1 protein-coding gene is annotated in these 907 nt (G+C 40.9%); it reads right to left on the bottom strand.

Annotated features, from left to right (window positions below; genetic code table 11):
- On the bottom strand, positions 1–907 hold a 907-nt coding region (locus tag IEV69_RS13790), incomplete at both ends, for a proprotein convertase P-domain-containing protein (protein ID WP_188443426.1).

Raw genomic sequence — 907 nt, 5'->3', positions numbered from 1 at the left:
TGCTCCTATGATACCTTCATTGACCTCCTCTGCAACTTCGTCTACAGGTTCGAAATCCAATATATCAACTGGGTTTTCCAATTCACTACACGCTAACTCACAGTATAATGAAGGATCTACTACTTCTACTGAAGCCATACAAGTTGAACTGTTTCCTGAAGCATCAGTTACTACAATTTCAAACTGGTGTTCACCAATGTCCGCACATGTAAAGTTAATGAAGTCTTCACCGTCTACTGTTACTGTATAACCACAAGGTTCGTCAAGTACGTTTAAAAAGTCTTCTGCCTGAACTGTCGCAGTACCTTCTACCAAGACGACCTCTAGTGGGGGTACTGTGTTGGAGAAATAGGAGTAGTCTAATGTCCAAGAGTTTAATACGCCGTCGTCTCCGGCAGCCCCATCTGTTACAGTTAATGTCCAGTCTCCCATTGAGCTCTCTCCATTGAAGGCAGATAACGCTTCGGTAGGGGTAAATGTTCCTGAAATAGCAGCTGTACCCGGTGGATCACCTGGACCTGATGTAGCACACTGAGTATCTCCTGAAGTTGCAGCATCATCATCCAAAGTTGCTAGTACATTGTCTTGTAGACAAAAATCAGGATCTAATAATACAATTGTAGTTCCCTCAGGAGAAGTAAGTGATATCTCTAAATCACTTACCCAAGTATGTGAAATATCTAAACCAATATTAACATCTGTCAATACAAAATCATCTGTTACAGTAATTGTGCTAACTGCATCTATATTTTCATCAAAAAAGGTTCCCGGAGAAGCAGTCTCTGTTACATTAACATTTCCACCTTCACCTTGACAAGCAATTACCGGTGCCATATCATCCACAACAGTTACTGTAACAATGACTGAATCTGTGTTACCTTCTTCATCTTCTACAGTCAAGGTTACT

Origin of the sequence: Planktosalinus lacus, from assembly GCF_014640155.1 — a bacterium.
GTDB lineage: Bacteria > Bacteroidota > Bacteroidia > Flavobacteriales > Flavobacteriaceae > Planktosalinus > Planktosalinus lacus.
The sequence above is the reverse complement of the archived record's forward strand: the minus strand, read 5'-3'. Positions and strand labels throughout refer to the sequence as shown.